Here is a 19,659-nt window from a genome sequence, read left to right as displayed (position 1 = left end):
TAATATAAAGTAAATAAAGTATATCATACATAGTGTACGAACAAAATACATTCAACTCACAAAAGATAGTGATGTCGCTCGCACGAAAGCGGTCACTAATCATGTCCCTAACATAAGCGACAATACATGAAGAAATACGGTCAAATGAAGGTATATCAAACTGGTAGTTCTCTCATCGTGATCACCTCAGCTTGACCTCCTCCCACCCCTGAAGGGGTGGGATTCCCCGATGGGGATATTAGGGTTGCGCGTTTCCTCGGCGGCTCAAATACGCTTTCGCGTGGCCAGCGTCACAGGTCGCCGCCCAGTTGTTACCAAGGGCGTGCTTTCCAGCGCGTGTAGCTCGGTCAAACGAGCCTTCCCACCTGCACGTGGCAGGCGACCGCGAAGCGGTCGGCAGGGTGTTCAGCCTGCTGGGCCGCACGGTTTGCGTCACTCGAAGTGTTACGCCGTGCATGGGTCACCCTCCCGTTGACTGATGTTCTCCGCCGCGTTCAAGTCCGCGTGCCGCACATACCCACAGTGCGGGCACGCGAACTTGCTCCCGTCACGACCCACAAGTTCACCACACTGACTACACTCCTGACTTGTGTTCTCAGGGTCAACCTTCTCGACACGAATCCCTTCTTTCTCGGCTTTGTACGTGATGAACTGCTGGAGTTCGTAGAACGGCCACGAGTGGACGCCATTCCACTCGCTACTGTCACGGATGTTTTCGAGGTCTTCGAGTTTAATGACGGGATTCTCGAACTGACTGGCGTATTCGACCAATCGCTTTGAGAGGGTGTGGTTCATGTCTTGGATGCGACGGTACTCCTTGTTACCCACGCGAGTTCGGGCGCGATGCGCCCCAGTTTCCTGTAGGGAGTCGCGCAGGGAACGGTAGTACCGCCGCACGTACGTGTGTTCCTTGCCACTCACAAGGAACGATTCAGCACTCGCATCGTCTGGTGTAGCGGCGAGGATGTAGTTGTGGCCAACGTCAACCCCGATGGGTGTTTCTTCGCCGTCTTGTTGCTCGTCGTATTCGACGGTGAACGAGCAATGCCAATCGTCGCCTTCTCGCCACACGCTGAGTTTTGTCTTCTCAGCGTCACCATCGAGCAGGGCTTGCACAGGCTCTTCGATGCTGTCGTGGACGTGAATTGGTGTGTACCACCACTCACTGATACACGGGAATCCGATGACGACAGAGCCGTTGTCTGTCGTGTGTATTTCCCAATTTTGGTTGTTAACCTCGATGGGTTGCTCGCTCGTGTACTCGATGGGGTCGTCGTCGTAGTCGCTTTTCGCGTTGCGGATGGCTTGGTTTTGGAGTGCTGAGTAGAGTGGGTTGTCGATGTCGCCAGTCGTTACGGACGAGGCGAGCGAGTCGTCCTCCCAGCCGTTCACAAGCCATTGCTTGCACTCACGGAGGATGTGGGTGGCGCGTTGCCACTCTTGACGGCGGGAACGGCTGGGATTGCGGAACGTGGTTTCCACGCTCACTTCGACCATTACACGTGTAATTTATTGTTTCAGGTTTGTAAACGTTGGTGGTTCAAGGCGGTGGAATATCCAGCCGAGCGTCCGGGCGTGGAACGTTGCCCTGTTGTCGGCTTCATCCCACGGCTAAAGCCGTGGGCTTTCGCCTTGAATTACTGTAACCGTGGCGGACTATCGACCCGAGAAACTGCGTCGTCGCCCTGATCGTTCTCACGTAGCTCCGAGGAAAGTATCAAGGAGACCGCCTTGGTTCTCGTCGGATAAAGCCGGACGTGGAGCAGGCGGTTCGTGTCGGGAGCGACGGCAGCGTATAGCCGATATCGCACAAAATCGAACTGAACCACGGCCTCATCAACGACAATTCGATTCGGACCAGCACCGGCTGTAGATCGGGCTTCTGTACCCACCGATAGACAGTCGCTCGATAGCGAGTGGTGTTTGTTTTATCAGAAATATGTAGTATATTGAAAAGTGACAATTCTTCCCAATAGAGTTAGATACCGAGCTTCAGTCCCGACTCGGGTGTCGTCTCTCGCTTCAGGATATCGAACTCGAGACAACCGCAATCACGGCTGAGGCGGCCAAGAAAGAGCACAGACCGCCCCACGGTGGTGTTCGGGTGAAGAGCGAGTCGGTTCGTATTCTGAACAGTCTATGCCCGAGAACGACGGTTTCACAGGGTTTCTAAGGGACATCGGCGTAGAGTTCGTTGAACGAGAAGCGACCCGCGATTGCTGATGAATCTCAGTATTCGTCTACATCTGGCTGGATTCTCCAGTTTCAAATACTGTTTCTATTCTTGAGATATTTACTGTCAAAACGTCTCCGATCAATCGTGTGTGATTGTTCACAGGGTCGAAGTACGCCCGAAGTTGGGTGTCCAAGTCAGGTAGCGGTTAAGGAGACCGTGATCCGACTCAGCGGTGAGCAATTTCGGCAGAATACCACTGTCGGTCCCGAGATAGGCTAATCTAGCTACATAGAACTCGAACCGACGATAAACGTGGTTTTCGCTCACGAGATGCGTGTCAGCGCCACAGTTTGGATTTCAGGTACGAAAACAGGCCATCGGAACGCTGTTGAACGTGTCTTTAGAAGAATAAAACGTCAAAATATCTGATTGTGAAACTGTTTTGGGGACGCCGAAGCGGAAACCGCCGATGACACGTAGCGAGCGGAAGCCCACCCCTGAACAGTAGTTGCTGAAGTGGCCCAGTTTCGATTAGTATCGCTATCATTGTCTCGCTATGGTCGAGACAACCGAAGCCCATCAAAAGGGTTGGGAGGAGGTCAAGAGTTGATGGCTTCGGTCGTTCTTCGTATTAGCGCCCGGTAGAACGGTCCTGGATCGTTTTCTCGGAGGTGAGCGACGAACTGGTCGACCCACTCTCGGAGGTGTTCGTTCAGGAACTGTTCGAGAACGCTGTCATCCTCGTTGGCGGAGAGGTACGCGGCGAACTCAAGTTCCGTCGCGATGTGATCCGGGGGGGCTGACCGCGAGTCCCTGAGCCGCAAGTCGTACTCGTCGTACCAGCGGGCAACCGCTTGCGTTGTAGGCCCGTATACTGGCCCGAGGTCATCACTGTCCGCACCGTCCCGGTAGACGCTTTCGTAGGGGGGGCACTGGTCACGCCCCGGACCGATGAACAGTCGCGTGTATTCTACACGCAGTTCATCGAGGTCGCCGAACGTCTCGACTCCGTCGAGCCACTCGAACCGCCCGGATTCGATCGCATCGACCCAGCCCTCGGACGGCTCGCGCCAACAGACCGCCAGGGTACCAAACGTGTCGGCTATCGACGGTCTCGGGTCCCCCGTCGAGTGGTCGGTTGCTGTCGGCGTGTTCTCAGTCATGGCCCTCGTTCCCTCCGTCTGCCGCGTACGTCCCCTGGGTTGTCGGTTGCTGTAGGGGCAGGTACCTGAGCCCGACGGTGACGACCAGTGCGCCGACTGCGATGATTCCGGCCGTGACGACCACTTCGACCAGCGTCGGGGTGTAGGTGCCCGAAGTAGCCCAGATGTCTGTCGCGACGCCCGCGTACTCACCGCCCAGCGAGATACCCGGTGCGGCGTCGATGTTCACACTCTCGTAGCCGGTGAACACTAGCCGAATTCCCTCAAACAAGGTACCGGCCACAGCAAGTGTGCCCGCGGCGAGTATCACGGATAGCCGCTTCCGGAGTGTCGGAATCAGCAACAACACCAGCGGCAGGGCACCGCCGAGACCGGTCCAGAGCCAGAAGTAGATGGAGTCCCCGATGAGGAACTCGCTCGTGATCGCCCAGAAGCCGAAGTGGTCCGCCCACGCGTGTGGGAGGCGTTCGGCAGCGAGGAGATAGACGACGTGGAACGCGAGGAAGACGCCCAAAACCTTCCCCAAGCTCGCCAGTTCGTCGCGGTCGGCATCGAAGGCCGTGTAGCGGTCGGCGAGGATCGAGACCACGAGTAGAAGCCCCAGCCCGGAGACGAGCGCCTTGGCGATGAACACCGGTGCGACGAGCGGACTGAACCAGTCACCGCGTCCGACCTGCGTCGCGAATATCCAGCCGGTCACCGAGTGCAGCATGATCGCCGTCGGCAACGCGACTGCGGCGGTCCAGAACAACAGCTTCCGGTCTCGGTCCCGGCCCGACTGTGTGTCCTCGGTACCGAAGGCGAACCGCGAACCGCGGGCAGCGAGGTCACGCCGAGTCAGCAGCCAGAGGTACCACAGGTTCAACACGCCGTACAGCACGACGATGCCGAAGTCCCAGACCATCGGCGAGCGGAAATCCGGCGACGTGAAGAACTGGTAGAGCCGCCCGGGACGTCCGATGTCGGGAAGGATGAGCAGACCCGCGACGATGATACAGGCGAGACTCACGAGCACACCGAGCCTGGCGAACTCCTCGTAGCGGTCCGAGTGGAAGAACTTCGGAGCGCTTGAGATGATGAGACCACCCGCCGACAGCCCGACGAACATCACGAACAGCATGATGTACAGCCCCCACGAGAACACGTTCCGCATCCCCGTCACGGCGAGTCCCTGCTGGAGCTGGTACGCCCACGCACCGAGCCCGGCCATGAGCAGCACGCCGAGGAGGCCGAGCCAGGCTTTCGAAACGGTTCCGAACGAGGACAGCACTGGTGCGCGAGCCGCGGACGTGGTAGCTCTGTCGGCAGTTTCACCCGCCATCAGTCGTCACCCCCGGTCGGGTTGGCAGCAGCACCTGAGACCGACTCATCGCCGGTAACGTCGGCTGGCTCCTCGGCGGTCGGCTCCTCGTCGAGTTCTTCCTCAAGTTCCTTCCCCTTCCAGGGCCGACCGGGCGACATCTCACCCTGAATGTAGTAGGTTTTCGGGTCGGTTCCCTTATCATCAAGCAGCTGATGGGTGTCGTATTCGGCGACGTACTTCGAGACGGTACTGTTCTCGTCGTCGAAGTCCCCGAAGATGCGAGCGTCGGCGGGACAGTTCACGACACAGGATGGGTCGAGTCCCTCCTCGACGCGGTGGCTACAGAACGTACACTTCTCAACGACGCCCTGGGGCCGCTCTTCGACATCTCCAGTGCCCTCTTCTGGGACGTGTTGTGGATCCTCCCAGTTGAACACGCGAGCGTTGTACGGACAGGCCGCCATACAGTACCGGCAGCCGATACACTTGTCGTAGTCGATCTCTACGATACCGTCCTCGCGCGTGAACGTCGCGTTCACGGGACAGACCTTGACACAGGGCGCGTTCTCACAGTGCTGACACGCCGTCGGCTGGTAGCTCATCTCCAGCGTCCCACCGTCTCCATCCTCGGGGTACGAGCCTTCGGGAGTGTCGACGTGGTCTCCACCGACAGTTAGCACGCGGTTCCAGGCCTGACCCATCGAAACGTTGTTCTCCTGCTTACACGTAATTGCGCAGGATTGGCATCCGATACAGCGCTCTTGGTCGATTACGAGTCCATAGTTTGTCACAGTCAGTCACCTCCGCTAGCGCTACCAGCTGTACCACGCGGATTATCCTGTGTGTACTGGTTGGACTGGTACTCCTCCGCCGCACGCTCGACCTCCACTCGACAGTCGTAGAACGCGAACGTACGCCCGACGTCTGCAGTCTCCGCGGAGATCGGGTCCTGATAGTGCCCCTCGACGAAGTCCTCTGCCCACCAGCCTTGGTCCGTGTTCACAAGTCCAGGCTGTATTCCCTCGTTGTACTTCGCGCGAACGACCATCGAGCCGCGGTCGTTGTGGACGAGCACGTACTCTCCGTCAGAGATGTCACGTTGTTCGGCGTCTTTCGGATGGATGTCGAGCTGCGGTTCCCGGTTCACCTCCCGGAGCCACGGGACGTTCGCCCACTGTGAGTGAATCCGCCACTTCGAGTGCTTCTGCATGAACACTAGGGGGTACTCGTTTTGGGCCTCCCAGTCGTCAGCAGTTCTGGCTTCCAGCGGCTCTGGGACTTCGAGCGAGATACCCTCGTCGGGCAGCCCCGGTCCTTTTTCGGTCGGCGCGTCGTCGTCGTACACCGTTATCCGACCGGACTCGGTCCCGAACGCGTCAGTGTACGCGACTGTCGGCGTTTCGTCGGTTTCGACTGTTCCGTTCTCTCGGAGTTGTTCCCAAGAAAGCCGGTCGTCGTTCTGTACGAAGCGGTCGAGGACTTCTCTCTTGTCGTCGGGGAACTTGTCTCCATGGCCGAGGCGTTCGGCTATCCCCGCCATGATATAGTAGTCGTCGCGCGCCTCCCAGAGCGGTTCGTGGGCTTGCTCCCGGTACCTGATATTCGGGTGGTGGTCCGAGCCGAGTACGTCCTCCGTCTCGAACCAGTGTGCTGCTGGGAGAATAATGTCTGCCTGCTGGGTGGTCGGCGTGTGGTACATGTCTGCCCACACGATCGTATCGAGGGACTCCATCGCGTTCAGCCACCGTTCCCGGTTCGGGAACTGGTTCCCGAGCATGTTTGAATTCGTCCCGTACAGGAACCGTGGCTGGACAGGGTCGCCGTTTTCAAGCAGACTGAGAATTTCTTGGTATCCATACGTGTCTAGACTAACTCCACCTTCGGGGTTCCCCCAGTCGCCCGTTTGAAGCGACGGTCCGCCGTAAGAGGGGTGCTGGGCATGGACGTTTCCATGACGACCGTAGTCCCCGGTCAGTGCCATCAGCGTCGCATACGCCTGTCCGAAAACATGCCCATACAGGTAGCGACCGACACTGTACGCCGGAAGAATCCCTCCGGCGCCTCGTGTCGCAAGCCAGTCGGCAGCCGTTTTAATATCCGCCACACTAAGCCCCGCGACTTCAGCGACATCAGCAGGCTGATACTCCGATGCCTGTTCCCGAAGGGCAGCGAGTCCGGTGCGAACGGCCACACCGTCTATCGTCCACTCGCCGAACAGCGCGAATGGGCCACCGGTTTCGGCCCCGACGACATTTGGCTCGCTGGTCTCTTCGTTCATCACGACGATTCCGCCGTCCGGTGGATTATCTGAGACCCGAGTCGGATCGAAAAGGGTTCCATCGTCAACGCGGACGAGCGCGGGTGCGTTGGTACGCTGTCGGAGGAAGGTATCGTCGTACACCTCGTTCTCAAAGATGTAGTTCATCATTGCGAGCGCGAGGTGCGTGTCTTTTCCCGGCCGGATCGGCAGCCAGAGGTCAGCTTTTTCCGCGGTGTTTGTGTACATCGGGTCGACGACGACAAGCTTCGCCCCATTGCGCTTCGCATCTAGTATCCATTCGGCGTCCATCTGGAACTGACTCGCGAAGATGTCCGACCCCCAGATGATCAGCGTGTCAGCGTTCGCCCAGTCTTCGACGGTGTTTGTCGGTGGCATGAATACGCCACCCTCGCCGGTGATGCGGTTGAATCCCTGTCCGACGTTGGTGTCGATCCCGTAGACGAAACTGTCTTGAATGCCGCCGACAAGCTGTTTGAGACGTCCGTACCCCGATGTCCCTTGACTCCCCGACCCAGCATGCCAGTACACGCTCTCAGGACCGTATTCCCCTTTGGTCGTCTGTATCTGCTCTGCTACCAGATCAAGCGCTTCGGACCAACTGATACGTTCAAACTGTGCGTCTTCTCCACGAGCACCCGGTTGTGGGTCATCCGGAGACCAGCTCGCGCGTTTCATCGGGTACTTAAGGCGCTTGGCGTTGTACGCCCGCTGTACGTGCGATATACCAAGCGTACAGCCGCGCTTGAACTCGGACGCTGCCGGAACCTGCTGTTCAGTCTTCTTTATCTGGCCATCCCGGACGAACACGTCAAGTGGACAATCGCCCCGACAGTTTGGCCCGCACGCCGTCTTGACAACTTGATCTTCGCCGAGGAAGCTCGTCACCTGATCGACGGCTTCGCCCGATTCGTCAGCGGGCTGGAGCGTCGAAAGAACGCCACTACCACCGCCGAGACCGACCCCGGCGACAGCGCCAGTTTTGAGGATGTCCCGGCGGGACGCAGTGAGTTCGTCGTCAGTCATCGAACCCCTCCGGTTTCGTGGGTCGGTCGTCAGTCCCGAACTCGGCTTTGACCTCCTCGTGGTACCGCTCGTGGAACTCCTGCTCGGTCAGTTCGCCGTTCGCGATCTTGATGGCGTCTTCGGCCATGCGCTTTCCGAGGTCCGGGTCGTACCCACACCCCTCGAGAATCTCATCGGCGATCTCATCCCACTCCGGTATCGGCTCGTGGTGAGGTCGTGATTCCTCCGTCATACATTCCACCCTTTCACGTCGGGGTCGATATCCCTTCTTCTGGATTGTGAAGGGATTCAAGTGTCACATTAGATACTGCCGAGAATCGGATCATTAGTGAGAGAACAACACCCACATGTCGAGTGCTCAGGCCCCTATACGTGCGTTTTATCATACGACCTCCGGATTCTGAAAATATGAATAGCCTTTATGTCGGTATGCCAATGAGTTCGAGAGAGGAAGACCCGAGATGTCCGTGGCGCCGTCGTCCGGTCCCCAATCGGTACGGAAATCGAGGAGAACACCCCGTGCTCCAGGGTGGGGATGAATCCGACAACTCCGCCACAGCCACTGGTTTTAAGCTAGTTGACAGCAGATTCGTAATCAAGTAACGGGCAAAAACTGGCGGGTGGATTGGAGTCCGCCCGGACGATGAAGGCTCTTACACCGTTCCCGAGAGGGCGTCTCCGAGGCCGTGGCGACACAGCAAGCAAAAAGTGACCCTCGCTCGATTGTGCCTTCCCACCGTGATACGAAGAGAAGGCAGGCCGATGGCACGGCCCGTGACTGGACGCCGGGGAACCTGCGGCCGGGGGCATCCCGGCCGTCTCTCCGAGACAAACGAGATGTACGATACAAGCGGATACCGCGTCCAAGCGGACGCCAAATATGCCACACCCCTCGCGGGGCCGACGTATCGCGCACGAACCCGGTATCGCCTCACCGGACCCCGTTCGGCAGGCGAGAAGTTGCCAGCGAGGACACGAGACCGGCCCGCTCCTGCGCTGGAATCCTCGCGCTTCAGCGCGGGGAGGATGTCAATCGGTGTGTTGCGTCGATTGCTGCGTTCGCAGTCGCAAAACGACGCCAACGCGAGATCGTAGTGGGTTCAGGGGTCTCGCGTCGTCACATGTCGGTGGTGGTGTTCGCGAACGCTCTGGTCGCCAGTGTTGACTCGACGGCGTTCAACCGCTGCGAGTACGCTGATTTCGAGATGCCGAGATCGTCAGCCAATTCTTCAAGTGACGCCTCACGTGGGGTGGAGTAGTAGCCCGCTGCGACCGCCTTCGTGACCGCTTCACGCTGTTTCTCTGTGACCTCGTCGAGAACGAGCGTAACCGTTTGGCTGGAGGCGTCACTATTGTTGGTGGAGTCGATCGGTTTCAGTTGTTGAAGTCGCAGTTCTTCGGTAACTGCTTTCAGTGCCTCAACCAGGTCGGTAAGTCGCTCTCGATCGGAGAGAAACGTCTCGATATGAATCGTATCCCCGTTAACACCGGCAATTTTGGGGATACACCCGAAATCACCGAAAACCGCACAGTAACAGTCCTCTCCGACATCACTGGCCGAATGGACGACGTTCGCTTTCCCGCAGTCCGAGGAGTCAGGGGACCCATTGGGCTGAATCATCGTTTCGGTGCGGCACTGACCGTGTTGTAGTTGCTGGTTTATTTCGATCACATCAGCCTCACCGTCGAATTCGTTCAGGGGACAGTCGCTTTCCATTACGGGCGTTATCTCAAACGCGACATACAGATCCCGACTGGCCGCGTCGGGAGTTGGTGGTGTGTCCGCCCTCATGTTAAGATGAAGTTACATTTGGACCACCTATACCGAATGGGGAGAATTCTAATTCCATGGGAACGGTGAAACGAGGCTTGACCTCCTCCCGCGTCTGAAGACGCGAGAATCCCACCACGGGATTTCAGGCCGAGCGTGGCCTGACGGTTTCAAGACGCATACGTTCCACGCGTCGCCTGCTAGGTCTCAGCATCGACGTGGGTGTCTTGTGGGGCGGTCAAACGCCCCCCATCCTCAGCCGAGTCATCGCCATCCCTGTGTTCTCTTGAATAGCTCTCTCCGCCGAGGTAGCGGTCTGCGATGTTTATCGCCCCGTTCACGTCCGCTTGGTACTCGCCCATCCAGCAGTCGTCGTTCGTACACTTGAACGTCGCCTGTCGTGGGCGGTATCCCACTTCACCGCAAGCGTGGCACTCCTTCGAGGTGTTGCGCGGGTTCACCGTCTCAACGGAGATTCCCTTCTCGACGGCCTTGTGGCGTATCTGCGCGTGGAGTTTGGCGAACCCCCATCCGTGGAGACGCCGGTTCATGAAGTCGCCGTAGTCCATCGACTCCCGGATGTACGTCAGATCTTCCAAAACCAGCACAGGATTCTCGACGGATTCGGCGTATTCCACGACTTCGCGGGTGACCCGGTGGAACACATCGTCTATCTGGTTCCACAGGTCGTCGCCAAAGGACTCCGCGATCCGCTCGCTTTCCCGCGTCTGGAGTCGGCGCTTGGCGGTGAAGTAGGTCTTGCGGAGCCGACGAACGGTCTTTCCCTCGTCGGCCCACAGTTCGGGCGCGGTCGGAGAACCGTGGTCGTCGCGGTGACACACCGTGACGAGTGACGCTTCCCCGATGTCCACTCCGATAGGCGTCCGTTCTTCGGCGGACGCCTCAGAGCGTTCCCCCACGTCGCGGGTGGCGGTGACGTTTCTTGCGTCTCACGGAGTTTCCGCCGCTTGTGAGCGTTCGGGTCCACGAGTTTGAGTTCGAGCGTCTTCGTGAGTTCGGTCACGAGTCGCTCTCCTTGTGTTGCTGGATGTAGTTCTCGACTGTCTCGCTCGAAACGTGCCCGGCGGTCCCTGCGTAGTAGCCTCGCGCCCATCCGATTTTCTCGCCGTCGTGGTCGGCGTAGCGGTGGTTGTACTTGCGTGAGGAGATACCTTTGAACCAGTTAGCGAGGAGCGCCGGTTCGTTCTTGGGTGGACTACTGACGAACAGGTGAACGTGATCGGGCTGGACGGTGAGGTCGAGAATTTCGACGCCCTTGTTGTCGGCTATTTCGTGGAGGATGGACCGGATGCGGCTGGCGACCTCGCCTTTGAGTACCGAGTTGCGGTACTTCGGCAACCACACTATGTGATAGTTGAGGTTGTAGGTCGCGTGCCGTGTGGTCTTCATCCGTGTCGCATACTATAGTCTGTCGGCGTTTTAATGCTACTGATAGAACGGTTGGAAATCCGGCCATAGCGTCGTCGGTGGGTGTGTCAGCTATTGTCCGCTTGACCCCCGCGTAAAGATGGGGGTATGCGCTCGTATCTTTATCACCGATGACTGGGTCAGATGGTTCAGTTTCCAATGGAGCCAGCATATCCGAACACCACGAGTTAATCGCGCCGTTCATATTAATTTCCTGAAACAATTTCCAGTCGTTATACGAACTCTTGATAAGGAATGACGTAACAGCCGCCCGTATGCCCCTCCCCGCGGCGTGTCCCCGATGCGGCGACACCGACATCGACGTGGTCACCGTGCCGCCGACCGACCACACGTACGAAGGGTGGGAGACGGCGATCGAGTGTGACAACTGCGATGAGCGCGTCTTCGCCCGCGAACTCGATAGGTAAGCACCCGATCGGCGTGCGGCTGGTCGAGTCGCGATGAAGGCCTCGCCGCCAATCGCTCCGTCCGTGTGGCCGAGGGGTAGTTACAACATTTATATTGATTGGCTGATGATTCGGGAGCAGATGGCGGTGCTATGACCGCGCGTTCGGATCCGATACGGGTACTACACGTGGACGACGACCCGCAGTTCGTCGAGACAGCGGCAGCCCTGCTCGAGGGCGAAAGCGAGCGGATCACCGTGGAGACGGCGACGAGCGCGAGCGAGGGGCTGGAACGCCTCGCAACAGCGGACGTCGACTGCGTCGTCACCGACTACGAGATGCCGGACCGGACCGGACTCGAATTCCTCGAAGCCGTCCGCGAAGACCATCCCGATCTCCCGGTCATCCTGTTCACCGGCAGGGGATCCGAGGCGGTCGCCAGCGACGCCATCGCGGCGGGCGTCACGGATTACCTACAGAAAAGCACCGAAGAGAGTCAGTACGCGGTGCTCGCGAACCGGATCCGCAACGCCGTCGACAGCGCCACCGCCGTGCGCGAGCGCCAGCGACACCTCAGCGCCATCGAGACCGCACAGGAGGGGATCGCCATCCTCGACGAAGAGCGGTTCGCCTTCGTGAACGAGGCGTACGCCGACCTGTACGGCTACGACCCCGCGGAGCTGCGTGGGTCCCGCTGGGAGCGCGTCGTCCCCGCCGAGGAGGCGCAGCGAATTCGCACCGAGATCCTGCCGACGGTGCGGGAGACCGGACGCTGGCACGGCCGGTCGGTCGGCCGCCGAGCGGACGGGAGCACGTTCCCCGCGGACCGCGTCCTCTCGCAGACCGACGGCGGCGAGTTCGTCTGTACCGTCCGGGATATCACCGACCACGAACAGCGCGCATCCCGCCTCGAACGGACGCGCACCCGCCTCGAACTCGCCATCGAGGGGGCGAACCTCGGCGTCTGGGACTGGGACATGCGAACCGACGAGGTGCGGTTCAACGACAAGTGGGCCGAGATGCTCGGCCACACGGTCGCGGAGCTCGACCCGCACCTCGACACGTGGGAAGAGCGCGTCCACCCGGAGGACCTCGACGCCGTCGAGGCGGCGCTCCAGGCGCATATCGACGGGGAGACGCCGTACTACGACACTGAACACCGGATGCGAACCGCCGACGGCGACTGGAAGTGGATCCGCGACATCGGGAAGGTCGTCGAGCGGGACGACGCCGGCGAGCCGGTGCGCGCGGTCGGGATCCACCTCGACATCGACGAGCAGAAACAGCGCGAGCGCGAGCTCGAACGAGAGACGGAGCGCTTGGCGGAGTTCTCCAGCGTGCTCACACACGACATCCGCAACCCCCTTCAGGTCGCGGCGGGGAACCTTGAGCTCGCAAGCGACGCCTGTGACAGCGAGTACCTCGACGCGACGGCGGAGGCGCTGGCCCGGATGGAGGAACTGATCGACGACCTCCTGCGGCTCGCACAGAGCGGCAACCAGGTCACCGAGACCGCCGCGCTCGATCTTGCGACGCTCGCGGGCGAGTGCTGGCGACACGTGGAGACCGCCGACGCGACGCTCGTGACCGAGACCGAACGGACGGTCCACGGTGATAAGAGCCGGCTGAGCCAGTTGTTCGAGAACCTCTTCCGGAACAGCGTCGAGCACGCGGGCACGGACGTGACTGTCACCGTCGGCGACCTGCCGGGCGGATTCTACGTCGAAGACGACGGCTCCGGCATCCCAGAGACCGACCGCGACGAGGTGTTCGCGGCCGGCTACTCGACCGCGGCGGCGGGCACCGGCTTCGGCCTGTCGATCGTGAATCGCGTGGCACAGGCGCACGACTGGGACGTGCGGGTGACCGACGGGAGCGACGGCGGCGCGCGGTTCGAGATCACGGGCGTCGACGTCGAGACGTCCTGACGGCCGTCCCGGGCGAGGAAGGGGACGTCTCCTCGCGCGTCCGTACCCGCGAACAAGCAAATGGCGCTCGGCGGCCCGTCAGCCACCTCGTCGTTTCGCGGCAACCACGAACAGGACGAGCGCGAGCAGCGAGGCCACGCTCCCGAAGCCGGGCGTCGAATCGTCGGTGCCGCCACCCGTATCGGCTTCGACGGTCAGCGTACCGGTCTGGCTGGCGTTCGCAGTGAACACGCCGTGATCGTAGTCATCCGCGACGAGGTTCGTCATTCCGATATCGGTGAACTCGACGGTGGCGTTCTCGCCGGACGAGAGCGTCACCGTCTCGTTGGCCATCGTGGTCCCGCCGATGCGATACTCGACGGGTTGCGTGCCGGTGGCGTTCCCGACGTTCTCGATTGTCGCGGAAACTGTGAGCGTGTCGCCGGCCGTGATCGTGAGGTTCCGTGGCTCCAGCTGGGAGACCGCGAACGACGGCGTCCCGGTGTCACCGTCGCCACCGTCGGTCCCGTCACCGCCGTCACTCCCATCGCCGCCGTCACTCCCATCGCCGCCGTCACTCCCATCGCCGCCGTCACTCCCATCGCCGCCGTCACTCCCATCGCCGCCGTCAGTTCCGTCGCCACCATCGGTCCCATCACCGCCGTCCATGCCGTCGCTCACTTGCCACCTGAGAACGGGATACCCGTCTGATTGGGTCTCCCATGTGCTGGTGAAGTCGATCCCGGTCATATTGGCTGCCGCTGCTGTACCGGTCATCTCGGCCGTCGTCAGTCCGGTCCCACCACTGGACGTACTGATGATGGTCGTGTCCCAGTATGAGTCGGTGACCGTGTCGTCATTCAAGCCGACAAGCCCTCCGACGTCGGTTGGATCACCGAATTGATCTTCCGCAGGAGCGGTCACTGATGCTACCGAGTACGACCGAGTAACCGAGCCATCGTTCCATCCAACGAGTCCACCGACGTTGTTCGCACCGCTCACGACCCCGGTCGCGTACGAGTTGTCAACGGCTCCCTCCGCCGAATTCTGTCCAATTAACCCGCCGAGAGAGGTGGTATTTTCACCGGAGACAGTTCCGGTCGCGTACGATCTGTTTACGAAACCGTCATTTTCTCCGACGAGGCCACCGAGATGTTCTCCATACACGGACCCACCAGTATCACCGTACGGATTCGCTTCGACAGTCCCAGTCGCGTGCGATCTCACAACGGTTCCACCGGTAATGTGGCCGACGAGGCCCCCAGCCGTTCCCTCTGCACGCACTGAGACATCTACATGCGAATCGCTTATTGTTCCATAGGATACTCCGGCAACGCCACCCACTAATTGGCCACCACTACCGTCTTCGTTGTCTGCAGTGACGGTTCCACTGATGGACACATTATCCACTTTCCCGCCACTGCTACCGACGAGGCCACCGACGCTACTGCCTCCTTCGATACCAACTCCGGTCAACGTGACATCTCGAACAGTGGCCGAATCGTTAATATCGCCGAAGAGACCAACCCCAGACTCCGATGGGCGGCTGATGAATAGTCCATCGATAGAGTGATTCGCGCCGTCGAGCGTCCCGCCAAATTCGTTTCCGACGCCGTCGTCGCCGACCGGAACAAACCCGTCGGTAGCGTTCCAGTCAACTGTCCCAGAGGCGTCGATGTCATTTGCCAGCGTGTAGTGTGCATCCAGGTCGGCTGCCATCGCCTGTAGCTCTGCCGCGTCCGTAATCAGATACGGATCGGTGGGCGTCCCGTTTCCGGGGAGGTCGCCGGGATCGACGTCTCTCCGACCGGTGTCAGCTGTCAGCGCGACCGCGTCGACCGCAACGGTAGTCTGGCTGGACGTGTTGTACAGTTGCGTTTCAATCGTCACGTTGCCCGCGAGGGAGCCGGCCGGGATCGTCGTGTTCGCGCTACCCGCGACCGGGACGGAGTCGTTTAGCGCGACCTCGGTGTCGTTGCCGTCGGTAACGTTGACCATCCTAATCGCCACGTCGCTGTCGTCGATCACGCCGGTCGCGTTGTGGTACGTCCCGATGGTGAGTGGGTTGTTCGGGTCGTAGGTGGCGTTACTCGGTGCGACGATGGACGGGGCGACGGTCTCGCCGTCTGACTCGCTCGTGAACGTGACCGTGCGGGTGGAGAACTCGGGGACCGTAAACCCGATCCACGAACTGTTTCCGGGACCGGCGTCCGCGACGACCGTGAACGGCCGGGGCTGGCCGTCGAGCAGCATCCGGACGTCGTCGATGTCCTGCGAGGCGCTGATCGCCTGCTCTTGGAGGTAGAACGTGACGTTCTCGCTCCCGTCGGGCGCAGTGATACTGATCGAGTACTCGGTCGAGGAATTCTCTAAAAGCGTGACGTTCGTCGACGCGGCGACTGACTGCTCGACGCGGAACTTCCCGGCGAGGCTCGGCGGAGCCGTTTGCCCTGGCTGTGTCGTCCGGGGGAACGGAGCGAGCCCGTCGGTGTCGCCGCCGTCGTCGCTGCCGGGGGAGACGCGGAGCGTGGGATAGCCGTCGGTCACCTGCCACGCAGTCTCGAAGTCGAGGCCGCTCATGTTCGACGCCGCAGCCGCGCCCTGCATCTGCGCCGTCCTCAGCCCGACGGCGCTCCCGTCGGTCGTGTTCTGACCGGTCGCTTGTTCGTCCCAGTAGGCGTCCGCGACGCTCGCGTTGGTGCTGAGACCGATCACCCCACCGACGTTCACGGAGCCGGTCACCGCACCTGTCGCAACCGCGTCACGGATCGTGCTGTTGTCCTGGTTTCCGACGAGCCCCCCGACCTCCGAAGTACCGACGACGGGCCCGAACGCGGACCCGTTCCGGGTGCTGCTACCGGTCTCTTGATCCCCGACGAGTCCGCCGACGGAGTCGAGGCCGGTCACCCGCCCGGATGCCGACGCGTTTTGGACCGTACTGTTTCGGAAGTTGAACCCGACGGCCCCGCCGACGTTCTCAGATCCGTTCACCCGCGTAGACGCCGACGCCACGTTAACCGTGCTGTTCTGGATGTTCAGTCCGACGAGTCCGCCCACGAACTCCGTCCCGTCCACGGCTCCGGACACGGACACGTTCCGGACGACGCTCTTGTCACTGAACCCGACGACTCCGCCGACGCTGCGAGCGCCGGTTACACTGACGTTCTGTGTCCTGATCTGTCGGATGCTTCCCCTCTCGACAACTCCGAACGGCCCGACTTGGTTCTCTGCCGGCCGGTCGATCGTCAGGCCCGAAATCGTGTGTCCGTCGCCCGCGAGCGACCCGGAGAAGGGGGTGGTAAAGTTACCGACTGGGTCGAACCCGCGTCCGCTGTTCCACCGCGCCGTATGTGAGGCGTCGATATCGCTTACGAGCGTGTAGTTCGCGTCCGGATCATCCTCCATGGCCTGTAACTGGGAGGCGTTCGCGATCCGGTACGGATTGGCCTTGGTGCCGGTGCCGTTCAGGTCACTCGGATCGACGTCGACCTGCGGGACGTCCTCACCTCCGTCCGGCCCATCGTCGGCGTCGCCGATCTGGAGGTTCTCGCTGGCCAGCGTGAGGTACACCTCGTCAGACCTCTCGCTCGGCCGAATGACGAACGCGTGAAGATAGCTGCCGTTCGAGAGGTCGCGGCTGTCGAACGTCGCGGTGAAGTTGTCCGCCGCGTCGTCGTTGTCGACCGAGCGGTTCAGGATCACCGAGTCTGCCGAGCGGTTCTGGAGCACGGACTCTGCGGAGGGTGCGATGATATACTCGACGTGCCACGATGAGTTCACGTCGGATTCGTGGTTGATCGAGACCTCGATCGTGCCCTCGGTCGAATTCTGTCGGAGCCCTTGCTCGGTCCCGGGCCCGCCGTCGTAGCCGATACCGCGAACACGGGACTCGGTCCCGGCGAGCACCGACAAGTCGGACGGCTGTGTCGTGTTCTCCGCGAGCAGCTGGACGGCGTAGGGGTCGAACACGCTCGACCCGGCGCGGGACGGGTCGAACAGGTCCCGGTTCCCGGAGACCGCGACCGGGATCTCGGTCCTGGTCCCGTTCGCGAGTCGAACCCTGAGCTCCGGGCCGCGGTCCGCGAGCGGGGTGGAGTACCCGACCGTGCCGTTGGGCCGGTAGATCTCGAACGACGCGCCGGAGATGTTGTACGTGCCGACGCCGGGCTCCGGTTCGACGACCACTGACTCGTTCGTGTCCGTGTCAGTCTGGACGACGCGGAACGCGCGCGAGTTCGCGTCGCCGATCGTGACCCCGCCCGAGGACGGCGTGGCGACCACAATCTTCGCGGCGTACACGCGGGACCCGTCCCGGCCAAAGCTCGAACTGCCGCCGCCGGGCACGAAGGAGATCGTTCTCGCTTCTGGGGGCGCGTCGCCGTCGCCGGGTTCCGTTTGAATCGCGGTGAGCGTCGGGTAGTCGCCGGGTCGTGTTTGCCACGTAGTACCGAAGTCGAGCCCACTCAGATTCGTCCGAGCGGCTTCCCCGGTCATCTGGGCGGTCGTGAGCCCCGTCGCGTCGCCGGCGGACCATGCCTGGCCGGTCGCCTGTTCATCCCAGTATGAGTCTACGACAGTCCCGGAGTTATGCCCTATCAAACCTCCCACATCGTTTTCTCCACTCACAGAACCGACAGCGAATGTATGTTGAATCCTCTCACCTGCGTTATGCCCGACAAGCCCACCTGTACGGTCAGGCCCGTTCACAGCCCCGGACGCTTTCGCATTCTGTATCGTGGTATTGTCACCGCTTTCTCCGACAAGTCCACCCGTGTTACGAGACCCGTTCACAGTCCCGGATGCTGTGACGTTCTGGATCGTGGTGTCACGGCTTTCTCCGACAAGTCCACCCGTGTCACGAGACCCGTTCACAGCTCCGGACGCTGTCGCATTCCGAACCGTTCCTCCAGAATTTCCAACGAACCGACCTATGGATCCGATGAGCCCACCTGTTTGATCAGAACCCACTACATCGCCAGACGCTACCACGTTCTGAATTACCGCATTGTCAGCAGCTCCAACAAGCCCACCCACGTTGCCGTCTGATCCAGTCACATTACCGGACGCTTGCGCATTCTGTATCGTGGTATTGTCAGAAGCGGTTCCAACGAGTCCGCCTACGTCGTCCGTTCCATTCACATCGCCAGATGCTGTGGCGTTCTGGATCGTGGTGTTGTCAAAGCTGACTCCAACAAGTCCACCCGTCAATTCAGACCCGTTCACAGCCCCGGATGCTGTGGCGCTCTGGATCGTCGTGTTTCTACCGCTATCTCCGACAAGTCCACCCGTGCGGTCAGATCCAGTCACAGTCCCAGATGCCGTGGCGTTCTGGATCATGGTGTCACCGCTATCTCCGACAAGTCCCCCCGTCTGGTCAGATCCGTTCACAGTCCCAGATGCCGTGGCGTTCTGGATCATGGTGTTGCCACCGCTGCCACCGCTGTCTCCGACAAGTCCCCCCGTGTTACGAGCCCCGTTCACAGCCCCGGATGCTGTGGCGCTCTGGATTACCACGTTGTCAAAGCTGGCTCCGACAAGCCCACCCGTACTGTCATACCCGTTTACAGTCCCGGATGCTGTGGCGCTCTGGATTACCGTGTTGTCAAAGCGGATTCCAACAAGTCCCCCCGTCTGGTCAGACCCGTTCACATCCCCGGATGCTGTGGCGCTCTGGATTGTGGTGTTGCCACTGCTGTATCCGATGAGTCCACCCGTCTGGTCAGACCCGTCCACAGTCCCGGATGCTGTGGCGCTCTGGACCACTATGTTCCCAAAGTTGTATCCGACAAGCCCGCCCGTGCTGGAAGAACCGTTCACATCTCCGGATGCTGTGGCGTTCTGGATTGTCGTGCTGTCAAAGCTGATCCCAACAAATCCACCCGTCTGGTCAGACCCATTCACATCCCCGGATGCTGTCGCATTCTGAATTGTGCCATTTATCGCGTTGGTTCCAACGAGTCCGCCGACTGCACCAGATCCGATCACATCGCCAGACGCTGTCGCATTCTGAATTAAAACATTCCCGTCCTGTCTGCCGACAAGTCCACCGACATGGTTCGATCCGTTCACGTCACCAGACGCTGTTACGTGTTGAATTGTGCTATTTCTGCTCTATTGAAAATGGAAGACAGCAACGGGATCACGCCGTAATGAGTTTAGGAAAACGAGGTCGAGAAAGCGGTAATGGGAGTCGCCTTGCT

11 protein-coding genes and 2 pseudogenes are annotated in these 19,659 nt (G+C 60.5%); 3 read left to right on the top strand and 10 right to left on the bottom strand.

Features of this window, described 5'->3' with window-relative positions:
- Positions 1-444: 444 nt before the first annotated feature.
- Positions 445-1,497, bottom strand: coding sequence for an RNA-guided endonuclease TnpB family protein (locus tag J2744_RS12490; RefSeq protein ID WP_210113683.1), 1,053 nt, complete (start codon positions 1,495-1,497; stop codon positions 445-447).
- A 642-nt stretch (positions 1,498-2,139) separates the two neighbouring features.
- Between J2744_RS12490 and J2744_RS15330 the strand changes: the two are divergent.
- Positions 2,140-2,656, top strand: a pseudogene (locus tag J2744_RS15330) (IS6 family transposase).
- Between the two features lie 119 nt (positions 2,657-2,775).
- Here the strand turns inward: J2744_RS15330 and J2744_RS12485 are convergent.
- From J2744_RS12485 to tnpA, 8 genes and pseudogenes are all read right to left on the bottom strand, one after another.
- The gene (locus J2744_RS12485; RefSeq protein WP_210113682.1) at positions 2,776-3,339 is read right to left on the bottom strand and encodes a TorD/DmsD family molecular chaperone; all 564 of its coding nucleotides are present in this window, start codon (positions 3,337-3,339) and stop codon (positions 2,776-2,778) included.
- Positions 3,332-4,660 (bottom strand): NrfD/PsrC family molybdoenzyme membrane anchor subunit, encoded by a 1,329-nt coding sequence (gene nrfD / locus J2744_RS12480; RefSeq protein ID WP_210113681.1) that lies wholly within the window; start codon positions 4,658-4,660, stop codon positions 3,332-3,334. Before nrfD ends, J2744_RS12485 begins: the two co-directional genes overlap by 8 nt.
- On the bottom strand, positions 4,660-5,433 hold the full coding sequence (gene dsrO / locus J2744_RS12475; protein WP_210113680.1) for a sulfate reduction electron transfer complex DsrMKJOP subunit DsrO: 774 nt from the start codon (positions 5,431-5,433) through the stop codon (positions 4,660-4,662). The genes nrfD and dsrO overlap by 1 nt, the downstream gene beginning before the upstream one ends.
- Positions 5,434-5,435: 2 nt before the next feature.
- The gene (locus J2744_RS12470) at positions 5,436-7,946 is read right to left on the bottom strand and encodes a molybdopterin-dependent oxidoreductase (protein WP_210113679.1); all 2,511 of its coding nucleotides are present in this window, start codon (positions 7,944-7,946) and stop codon (positions 5,436-5,438) included.
- On the bottom strand, positions 7,939-8,178 hold the full coding sequence (locus tag J2744_RS12465; RefSeq protein WP_210113678.1) for a 4Fe-4S ferredoxin N-terminal domain-containing protein: 240 nt from the start codon (positions 8,176-8,178) through the stop codon (positions 7,939-7,941). The genes J2744_RS12470 and J2744_RS12465 overlap by 8 nt, the downstream gene beginning before the upstream one ends.
- Positions 8,179-9,063: 885 nt before the next feature.
- Positions 9,064-9,738 carry a helix-turn-helix domain-containing protein gene (locus J2744_RS12460; protein WP_425544864.1) on the bottom strand — a complete coding sequence of 225 codons (675 nt, stop codon included), beginning with the start codon at positions 9,736-9,738 and terminating at the stop codon, positions 9,064-9,066.
- Between the two features lie 179 nt (positions 9,739-9,917).
- Positions 9,918-10,658, bottom strand: a pseudogene (locus tag J2744_RS12455) (RNA-guided endonuclease InsQ/TnpB family protein); the annotation flags it as partial.
- 79 nt (positions 10,659-10,737) lie between these two features.
- Positions 10,738-11,127: an IS200/IS605 family transposase gene (tnpA, locus tag J2744_RS12450; RefSeq protein ID WP_210113676.1), complete on the bottom strand. Its 390-nt coding sequence runs from the start codon at positions 11,125-11,127 to the stop codon at positions 10,738-10,740.
- A gap of 293 nt (positions 11,128-11,420) precedes the next feature.
- Between tnpA and J2744_RS12445 the strand changes: the two genes are divergently transcribed.
- A complete protein-coding gene (locus tag J2744_RS12445; protein ID WP_210113675.1) occupies positions 11,421-11,573 on the top strand; it encodes a hypothetical protein in 153 nt (50 codons plus the stop codon).
- Between the two features lie 167 nt (positions 11,574-11,740).
- On the top strand, positions 11,741-13,480 hold the full coding sequence (locus J2744_RS12440) for a hybrid sensor histidine kinase/response regulator (protein WP_210113674.1): 1,740 nt from the start codon (positions 11,741-11,743) through the stop codon (positions 13,478-13,480).
- 78 nt (positions 13,481-13,558) lie between these two features.
- Here the strand turns inward: J2744_RS12440 and J2744_RS12435 are convergent, their stop codons facing one another.
- A complete protein-coding gene (locus tag J2744_RS12435) occupies positions 13,559-19,528 on the bottom strand; it encodes a GLUG motif-containing protein (RefSeq protein ID WP_210113673.1) in 5,970 nt (1,989 codons plus the stop codon).
- Positions 19,529-19,659 lie beyond the last annotated feature (131 nt).

Source organism: Halorubrum trapanicum, from assembly GCF_017873555.1.
Lineage (GTDB): Archaea > Halobacteriota > Halobacteria > Halobacteriales > Haloferacaceae > Halorubrum > Halorubrum trapanicum.
Note: the sequence above shows the minus strand (reverse complement) of the source record. Positions and strands in the feature narration are given on the sequence as shown.